The 10,109-nt window shown below is 39.4% G+C and carries 4 protein-coding genes; 2 read left to right on the top strand and 2 right to left on the bottom strand.

Annotation, left to right across the window (positions count from 1 at the left end; genetic code table 11):
* Positions 1-123: 123 nt before the first annotated feature.
* Entirely contained in the window at positions 124-1,404 is a 1,281-nt protein-coding gene (locus IE867_RS13570) for a DUF4347 domain-containing protein (protein ID WP_192485254.1), read from the bottom strand.
* Between the two features lie 540 nt (positions 1,405-1,944).
* Here IE867_RS13570 and IE867_RS13565 point away from each other — a divergent pair.
* Positions 1,945-3,648 carry an AAA family ATPase gene (locus IE867_RS13565; protein WP_192485253.1) on the top strand — a complete coding sequence of 568 codons (1,704 nt, stop codon included), beginning with the start codon at positions 1,945-1,947 and terminating at the stop codon, positions 3,646-3,648.
* Between the two features lie 271 nt (positions 3,649-3,919).
* Positions 3,920-5,659 carry an AAA family ATPase gene (locus IE867_RS13560; RefSeq protein ID WP_192485252.1) on the top strand — a complete coding sequence of 580 codons (1,740 nt, stop codon included), beginning with the start codon at positions 3,920-3,922 and terminating at the stop codon, positions 5,657-5,659.
* Positions 5,660-5,770: 111 nt separating this feature from the next.
* Here IE867_RS13560 and IE867_RS13555 read toward each other — a convergent pair.
* On the bottom strand, positions 5,771-10,109 hold a 4,339-nt coding region (locus IE867_RS13555), incomplete at its 5' end, for a beta strand repeat-containing protein (RefSeq protein WP_192485251.1).

The following is a 10,109-nucleotide window of genomic DNA, read 5'->3' as shown; positions in this document are numbered from 1 at the left end:
ATTAGCATCTTTTTCTAGAGCTAATTTAACTGATTCATTTTTAAACTCTTGTGTGTAGCGAGATTTTGCCATTTTTCTGCTCCTCATTCTGGTGGACTTACTGTCCCAAATTGAGGGGGTACATCAACTATATGGTGAACCCTGATCATCCTGCGGAGCGCCAATGATGACGATATTACCATCTGAGCTCATATCAACTGCATCGCCAAATTTGCTTTGTGAATAATCTCCAACTAGATCCCCGCCATTCATTATTTCCCAGTTCATACCATTAAATTCCTTGATAAACACTCGACCCTCAGGAGTATTCGCATGACCTGAGACAATTCGACTACCATCGCCACTAATAGCAACAGCAGAATCAGAACCAGAGCTTGAGACAGCACTTAATTCATTCCAAGAAACCCCATCCCAGTCATAAGCTCGCACTAGAGCGTTATCATACTTTCCAACCACTGCTCTCATACCATTATCACTAATATCCACACTATATCCAAAAGCACTGGTTGCGCTATGCCCATCATTGGGTGCAATATTACTGCCTACTTGCGCCCAAACTAATTTCTGATCATAAGTGGTAAAGCTTATAATCTCCTCCGCTTCAACCAAATAATCACTCTCCAAAATACTATCGCCACCGAGCGCCTCACTACCTGTAATATCCGTCGATGCGGCGATATCGGCACTTGTTAACGCTTTTAACTCATCAACAAATGCTTGTCCAGCTTCGCCTTCGGCGACATTACAACCATAAAACAGAATATCACCTGATTGGGTTAACGCTTGCCCCCATTGTTGTAATTGGATTTGATAATCGCTCAAGTTGCTCGCATTTAAATTGACATCACCTAATTGTAATTGCGCTTGATCCCCATGACTAACAATATGAATGGCATCGAGGTTTTGGTATTTTTGTAATATTTCAGCGATCTTATCAACACCATCATGCTCAGGCAGAATGACTTCAACCGCAGCGATGCGTGAGATGCTATTAATAATCACATGTGGATCTTTAACACGCGCATCGATAATGACCACTTCTGTAAATTGACTATAGTCTTTTTGTAGAGACTCACCTTGTGCTTCAAGTAACGCCAGTAGGCTATCGGCAGCATGCGCCTCATCATTATCATTAATCGCATTTAAGATATAGTTTTGCTCATCTTGTGTCACACCATCGGCAAGATCCACTGTTTCAACAGCAGCACCATCAAACATCAATCGTGGTTCTAATTCTTGCAAGAGCGAGGGTTGTGCTTGATTAAGAAACTGCTCATGCGCTTTATTTAATTTGTTTAATTTATTTAATCGATCTTTTTCGCTGCGCTGTGTTGGGATACTTAAACCAACGTCATTGTCACTTGCTAGCTGCTTTCTGATGACTTTGTAGAGTGTCTTAATCATGGCGATCACCTTTGCTTTATTTTGCTTTCTTTTTTTTCTTTCTTTATTTTCTTTATATTCAATCTATTGCGGGCGTTAATCACTGGAGTTTTACACTTCTTCTTTTTCAACACCCCGCCTCGTAAACTTAGGCACCCCTCTTGCAAAGAGGGGAATATAAAATCACCGTTGTCCAATTCCCCTCTTTGCAAGAGGGATGGCAGCCATAGGCTGACGGGGTGTTGTAAAATCATCGTTTGTCTAAAATGTTTAACTCCAATTAATCACATCCTTTGGGCTTAAAACCCACAGGGGCAAATGAATACACCCTCGGATATTTTTAACTATAGTCAAGATTTAATAGAAAGTTATGGTAGATCACGTTTTGTGTCGTAGGCGTTTATAAATTCATTATTAGAGATTATCTTATGTGCGCTAAGACATTAGCTATTTTGCGCTATTTTGCTCCATTTTACGCTTTTCTTTAGCATGACATTGTTAATTTCCTTTAAGCAGATTACCATAGAGGCAGTTTGATTTATTATCTACCCGTAGTGTGTTATGGCAAAAAAAATTTATATTGGTTCATCCAACTTTGAACAAATTATTCGTGAAGATGGTTTATTTGTTGATAAGTCTCTTTTTATCAAAGATATTATTGAAGATAGCAGCCATGTCATTTTAATTACCCGCCCGCGACGTTTTGGCAAAACCTTAAACATGTCGATGCTACATCACTTCTTTGCCGATAAAATTGACCTTACAGACACCAAGGATTTGTTTGATGATCTAGCCATTGCCAAAGTAAACAATGGCGCTTATATCGATGCGCATCAGGGTAAATATCCTGTGATCTTTGTTAGCCTTAAAGATATTAAAGCACGTAATTTTGAGACTGCCCATGAGCAATTATCACTACTCATACGCAATGTTTTTGCAACGCATCGAATGCTCCTAGACTCTACTGTTTTAGATGAGATTGATAAGAATGTGTTTCGCCAGTATTTACGCTTTGAAATATTAAGCATTTCAGAGATTGATCAAGCATTAAGAGTATTGAGCCAGCTCCTTGCTAAACATCATCAGCAGCGTGTAGTGATCCTATTAGATGAATATGACACACCCTTAAATGCCGCGTTTGTTGAGGGTTATATTAAGGACCTAACGCCGCTTATGCGTAACTTAATGAGTAACACATTTAAAGATAATAACGCACTTCACAAAGGGGTGATGACTGGTATTTTGCGTGTGTCTAAAGATAGTATGTTATCAGGCTTGAATAATCTTGAAGTCTATACACTATTAGATGAAGAGTATCGCGAGTATTTCGGATTTACCAATGAAGAGTTAGATGACTTATATCAAATACAAGGCATGGAAAATGACAAGGCCAATGCTAAAAAGTGGTATAACGGCTACAATTTCGCAGGCCTTGAAATCTATAACCCATGGTCGATTTTAAACTGTCTACGTAAAAACGGTAAATACGATGACTACTGGATACATACCTCTAACAATAAGATGATCGAAGACTTATTGTTAATCTTTCGCCAAGATGCTCATTTAGCCATTACCCAATTGATGGAAGGACAAACTGCGTCAGTCATTATCGATCGCCATGTAACCTATGACACACTTGATTATCAAAGCAGCAGCTTATGGAGCTTGCTGTTATTTGCCGGCTACTTAACCACTGAAAGCTGTGAGAATACGGGAAACTTGATGTATCAATGTGATGTTAAACTACCTAATATTGAGATCGTCCATTTGCTCAATTATTATTTTAATACGTGGCTTAACACCCGCTTAGGCGTGCAATACCAATCCTTTTTAGATAATTTGATCAATGGTCGTGTTGAGCAATTTGGTGAACAGCTTAACACTTATCTGACTGAAGCATTAAGTGTCAGAGACACAGGCTACACAGCAGAGAAGTTTTATCATGGTATGGTATTGGGATTGATCGCCTCACTTCGAGCGACGCATATCGTCCACTCAAATCGCGAGTCGGGTAACGGCTTTGCCGATGTACTTCTTTATCCATTAGCTACCAATCTCAATAATGATTTAGGCATTGTCATGGAATTTAAACATGCCAAAGATGAATGTGACCAAGGAACTTTGGAAACATTGGCGGATAAAGCACTCGCACAAATTAAGCAAAAAAACTATATCACTGAGCTTCAAGCACAACCACAAGTCAAGCGGATATTAGCGTTAGGCTTAGCCTTTAACCGCAATAAAGTGGTTGTTAAAAACGGCTAAGGCTAAATATTCAACCACAAATGCTCACCGCACCCTGAGCGTCAGTCGAAACGGGATAAGCTTAATCACATAGGCTTCGACTGACGCTCAGCCGACGCTCATACAATCAAAGTAGACAGGAATATGATCATCGCCTTGCAGGAATATGGTCATCGCCTTGAAAGCCATGACATAATTCGCCCATTGAGGATCAATTCACATTGTTAATTTCCTTTAAGCAGATTACCATAGAGATAGTTTAATTTGACTTATTATCTATCCGTAGTGTGTTATGACAAAAAATGTAAATAAATCAAAAACAGTAGAAACCGCAAAAAAGATTTATATTGGTTCATCTAACTTTGAACAAATTATTCGTGAAGATGGTTTATTTGTTGATAAGTCTCTTTTTATCAAAGATATTATTGAAGATAGCAGCCATGTCATTTTAATTACCCGCCCGCGACGTTTTGGTAAAACCTTAAACATGTCAATGCTGCACCATTTCTTTGCTGATAAAATTGACCTTACAAAGACCAAAGGGTTATTTGATGGTTTAGCTATCGCCCAAGAAGACAATGGTGCTTATATCGATGCACATCAAGGTAAATATCCTGTGATCTTTGTTAGCCTTAAAGATATTAAGGCACGTGATTTTGAGGCCACCTGTGAGCAATTGTCTTACCTTATACGCGAAGTTTTCAATAAATACTACTATCTATTGGATTCAAACCACTTAAATACAACTGAAAAGAACATATTTGAGACATATCTTGAGCTCAATACCTTTAGTGCTTCAAAAATTGATGTGAGTCTACGCTTTTTAAGCCAGATTCTTTATAAGCATCATCAGCAGCGTGTGATAATCCTATTAGATGAATATGACACACCATTAAATGCCGCATTTGTTGAGGGTTATATTAAAGACCTAACCCCACTGATGCGTAACTTAATGAGTAATACCTTTAAAGATAATAATGCACTTCACAAAGGAGTGATGACTGGCATTTTGCGTGTTTCTAAAGATAGTATGTTATCAGGCTTGAATAATCTTGAAGTCTATACACTATTAGATGAAGAGTATCGCGAGTATTTTGGGTTTACGAATGAAGAGTTAGATGACTTATATAAAATACAAGGCATGGAAAATGACAAGGCCAATGCCAAGAAGTGGTATAACGGCTACAATTTCGCAGGCCTTGAGATCTATAACCCATGGTCGATTTTAAACTGTCTACGTAAAAACGGTAAATACGATGACTACTGGATACATACCTCTAACAATAAGATGATCGAAGACTTATTGTTAATCTTTCGCCAAGATGTTCATTTAGCCATTACCCAATTGATGCAAGGTCAAACTGCGTCAGTCATTATTGATCGCCATGTCACCTATGACACACTTGATTATCAAAGCAGCAGCTTATGGAGTTTGCTATTATTTGCTGGCTACTTAACCACGGAAAGCTGTGAGAATACGGGAAACTTGATGTATCAATGCGATGTTAAACTACCTAATATTGAGATCGTCCATTTGCTTAATTATTATTTTAATACGTGGCTTAACACCCGCTTAGGTGTGCAATATCAATCCTTTTTAGATAATCTCATCAATGGTCGTGTTGAGCAATTTGGTGAACAGCTTAATACCTATCTGACTGAAGCATTAAGTGTCAGAGACACAGGCTACACGGCGGAGAAGTTTTATCATGGCATGGTATTGGGATTGATCGCCTCGCTTCGAGCAACACATATCGTCCATTCTAATCGCGAGTCAGGTGATGGCTTTGCCGATGTACTTCTTTATCCATTAGCTACCAATCACAATAATGACTTAGGCATTGTTATGGAGTTTAAACATGCCAAAGATGAATGTGATCAAGAAACTTTGGAAACATTAGCGGATAAAGCACTCACACAAATTAAGCAAAAGCGCTATATCACTGAGCTTCAAGCACAACCGCAAGTCAAACGGATATTGGCATTAGGCTTAGCCTTTAACCGCAATAAAGTGGTTGTTAAAAACAGCTAAGACTAAATATGCACCCACAAATGCTCAGCGTACCCTGAGCGTCAGTCGAAGCGGGATAAGCTTAATCACATAGGCTTCGACTGACGCTCAGCCGACGCTTATAAGTACTTACTACCCTTTACTGTTTTTATTATTCTGCTTATTTCCAAGCTCAAGTAAATTTGACTTAGCAACCGATAGTTTATGACGGTGTTTCACCTCGCTATACTCTGTGGTGTTATCATCAATATCCGCATCACCAAAGATTTTTGCTTTTAATTTTGCAAGTAATCCTTTTAATGGATATTCTTGTAACTCCACATTAAGCGCATCACTTATGTTCGCAGCATTATTAACCGTGTTTTCATCTTTTGACTGTTTAATTTCATTGGCAAAAGCTTCTGCTAACTCTGGGTCTTGCGCTTGCAGATAATCATACATATTTGCAATATGCTCAGCATTTAGCTTAGGCTCAGCAACAATTGCCTGTATGACTTTATTTTGTTTATCTTCATCAGATTCAAGAATCATTTTTGATAATACAAACGCAATATCTGAGTTTGTCATATTTGAGTCAAGTGTTTGTTCAAAGACATTTTTAACCACTAGACTTGGCGATTTTTCTGCTTGAAGGCTGACTTTGAGCATCTCTGAAGCAACAGTTGCAATATTGGACACAGAGTTGGTTTCAATCGCCAATTGCAGTGTATTTTTAACAATATCGCTTAATTGTTCAACTGCTTTACCTTGATCAAGCGCTTCTTTGAACTCGGATCTAGCAATATTGATACGCTCTCTACTATCAGGCTTAACTTTAGCTTGTTCCTTAACCTGTTCTTGGGCTTCTTCTTTGCCTTGGGTTGTGATCGTGTTATCTGCACTATATTCACGACTTTCGACTGATATGTTCGCAACATCAATGCGCATTGCATTCGTTGCGATCACATCTGCACGTGCTGAGATCTCTACTTCAAAGTGTTTTTCATCATAAAGGACACCGCCTTGATAGATTTTCAAAGAGAAGTCCGCTTTACCAGAAAAAGCACTATCTGGACGGAAGTAAATATCAACTTTATTACCTAAGCGCTCAACTTCAATGGTCCCTTCATTTGCATCTAAGCCCTCAACAACGGCCGATATCTCATCACTACTTAATAATGATCCAACTTTAATTGGTTGGCTAAATTTGCTTATCACTGATAAAGGTGCATCAATTGAGCCATCACCAGTTCCTGTGAATGTCACTGGTATGGTGAAAATTGTGTTATTTTCAAAACCAGAAAAGGCTTCTTCAAATCTAAGAGGACCATCAGCAATAAACGCTTGGGTGTCAGACAAAGCACTTCTACCTGAGATCACATAGCCACTTTGCCCACTGGATGCTGTTATTTTTTCTTTCACCGCGTTCGTGTATACATTAACCGAGTCTGCAAGAATGGTAGTATTGCTTCCGCGTCCTGCAATATATTGCTGTCCTGTTTTTGTCGTAATACGAATATCACGATTATTTAGAATGTCTATTTTCGCACCTCTTGGTACAACAACATCAATCGTTCCATTGCCACCTATATCAAGCGCCAATGTGCCATCTGAATTTGGCGTAACCGTAATGCCTTTATCATTTGGTAGCGTAATATCATTATTACCATCACTGCCTATATCGATATCTAAGGTATTATCAGGGTTTGTTGTGATCGTGATATCTTCATCTGTCGGTACTGTAACATCATTATTGCCGTCACTGCCGATGTCGATATCTATTGTATTATCAGGATTCGTTGTAACCGTGATATCTTCATCGGTTGGTACTGTAACATCATTATTGCCATCGCTGCCTATATCGATATCTATTGTATTATCAGGATTCGTTGTAATCGTAATATCTTCATCACTTGGTAGCGTAATATCATTGTTACCATCGCTGCCTATATCGATATCTATTGTATTATCAGGATTCGTTGTGACCGTAATGTCTTCATCGGTTGGCACTGTAATATCATTATTGCCGTCACTGCCTATGTCAATATCTAAGGTATTATCAGGGTTTGTTGTAATCGTGATATCTTCATCTGTCGGTACTGTGACATCATTATTACCATCGCTGCCAATGTCGATATCTAGCGTATTATCAGGATTGGTGGTAATCGTAATATCTTCATCGGTTGGTACTGTAACATCATTATTACCATCACTGCCTATGTCAATATCTAAGGTATTATCAGGATTTGTTGTAATCGTGATATCTTCATCTGTCGGTACTGTGACATCATTATTACCATCGCTGCCAATGTCGATATCTAGCGTATTATCAGGATTGGTGGTAATCGTAATATCTTCATCGGTTGGTACTGTAACATCATTATTACCATCACTGCCTATGTCAATATCTAAGGTATTATCAGGATTTGTTGTAATCGTGATATCTTCATCTGTCGGTACTGTGACATCATTATTACCATCGCTGCCAATGTCGATATCTAGCGTATTATCAGGATTGGTGATAATCGTAATATCTTCATCGGTTGGTACTGTAACATCATTATTACCATCACTGCCGATGTCGATATCTAAGGTATTATCAGAATTCGTTGTGATCGTGATATCTTCATCTGTCGGTACTGTCACATCATTATTGCCATCACTGCCTATATCGATATCTAGCGTATTATCAGGAGTCGTTGTAATCGTGATATCTTCATCTGTCGGTACTGTCACATCATTATTGCCATCGCCACCTATGTCGATATCTGCTGTTCCATTGGAGTTAAACTCAATGATGGTATTGCTATCTGCTGGTACGGTGACATTACCACTACTGGCATTATCTCTTACCGTCACAGTTGAATCGCTTGGGTTTGGTGTAACGGTCGTATTGCTTGGGACATTGACATCAATTTGCCCATTATTTCCAAGGTCGATACTTGCAACGCCATTACTAACAGCAATCTGTGTTGTTTGATTTGTGTTATCCGCAACAGGCAGTGTCACTTGCACTTCAGGCGTAGTGCCAGAAATGAATGTATAGGTTCCATCGCCATTATCAAGGGCTGTGTCACCAACAACACCAATAACATCAACCGTACCATCATTGTCGGCATCAATTTCAACGACACCACTTGCATTAGCAATATGCGGTGTATGACCTACGATTGTTTCAAGCGTTCCATCACTATCCGTATAGCTTGCCACTACAGAAATCACTGTTCCAACATCCGCGCTTGAAAGCACATATGATGCTGCCGTTGACCCTACAATATTTTGCCCATTGCGTTGCCATTGATAAGTAACGGCACCTAGCCCGTCAACATCAGTTATTTGTGATATATCGGCACTAATTGTTTGCCCCTGTTGGAAGCTCCCTGTAAATGCTAACTGACCTTGCGGCAAGTCATTGACAGGCAGAATATCAACACTTACTTGCACTGCTGTTGGAGATAGTAATCCTTCATTATCTTGCGCTTTCACCGTAAAGGCTGCAATCGTATTACCATTGACATTCAGCGCTGGTGTCCAGTATGCCTTATTGGTTGCATCAATTGTATCATTAGTACCTGCTACAAATGCTGTTGCTGTGGCTTGAGTTGCCCCTATTTTTAATGCGCCACTTGTTAACGCTTGAACAACAAAACCATCAACTGTACCATCAATATCAGCTTCATTGCCTTGAGCAAGCAATTGCGCTAAGGTAATCTCAACTTCGGTATCTTCATTAGTGGAAACAATCGCATCTGCAAAGCTTGTTAAGGTTGGTGCGTCATTAACAGAAGTTACATCAATAGTCATTGTCGCCGCATTTGAGTTATCCACGCCATCATTAACCGTAAAGTTAAAGCTAGTATAAGGGCTGCCATTTGCATCAACAACCGGCTCAAAGACAAGCTCTCCCGCGGTTAATTGTGCTAAGGTAACGGTATTGTTCGTACCAAGGACAACAGCACTACCATTGACTTTAAGTGTGCCATTAGCTGGTAAGCTTGTGATGGTTACTAAAGACAGTGCATCATTCTCAACATCCGTGAAGCTGAAGTTGGCGGCACTAAAGGTGTGATTGGTATCTTCATTTGTTGTTATTGTACTATTTGCTGCAACTGGTGCATCATTGACAGCAACCACGTCCACTGTTGCTTGCACAGCTGTTGCTGATAACAAGCCTTCATTATCTTGGGCTTTTACCGTGAATGCTGCAATCGTATCACCATTGGCATTCAGCGCTGGTGTCCAGTATGCCTTATTAGTTGCATCAATCGTATCATTAGTACCTACTGCAAATGCTATTGCTGTAGCTTGAGTTGCCCCTATTTTTAATGTACCACTTGTTAATGCTTGGACAACAAAACCATCAACTGTACCATCAATATCGGCTTCATTACCTTGCGCTAATAATTGAGCTAAGGTAATCTCAACTTCCGTATCTTCATTGGTTGAGACAATTGCATCTGCAAAGCTTGTTAAAGTTGGTGCGTCGTTAACG

This window comes from Cysteiniphilum marinum (assembly GCF_014857925.1).
GTDB classification, from domain to species: domain Bacteria; phylum Pseudomonadota; class Gammaproteobacteria; order Francisellales; family Francisellaceae; genus Caedibacter; species Caedibacter marinus.
This window is presented reverse-complemented; position numbering and strand designations above follow the sequence as displayed.

Bases quoted from the DNA above. Each gene is read 5' to 3' on its own strand.
- IE867_RS13565 (WP_192485253.1), top strand. From the start codon at position 1,945: ATGGCAAAAAAAATTTATATTGGTTCATCCAACTTTGAACAAATTATT.
- IE867_RS13560 (WP_192485252.1), top strand. From the start codon at position 3,920: ATGACAAAAAATGTAAATAAATCAAAAACAGTAGAAACCGCAAAAAAG.
- IE867_RS13570 (WP_192485254.1), bottom strand. From the start codon at position 1,404: ATGATTAAGACACTCTACAAAGTCATCAGAAAGCAGCTAGCAAGTGAC.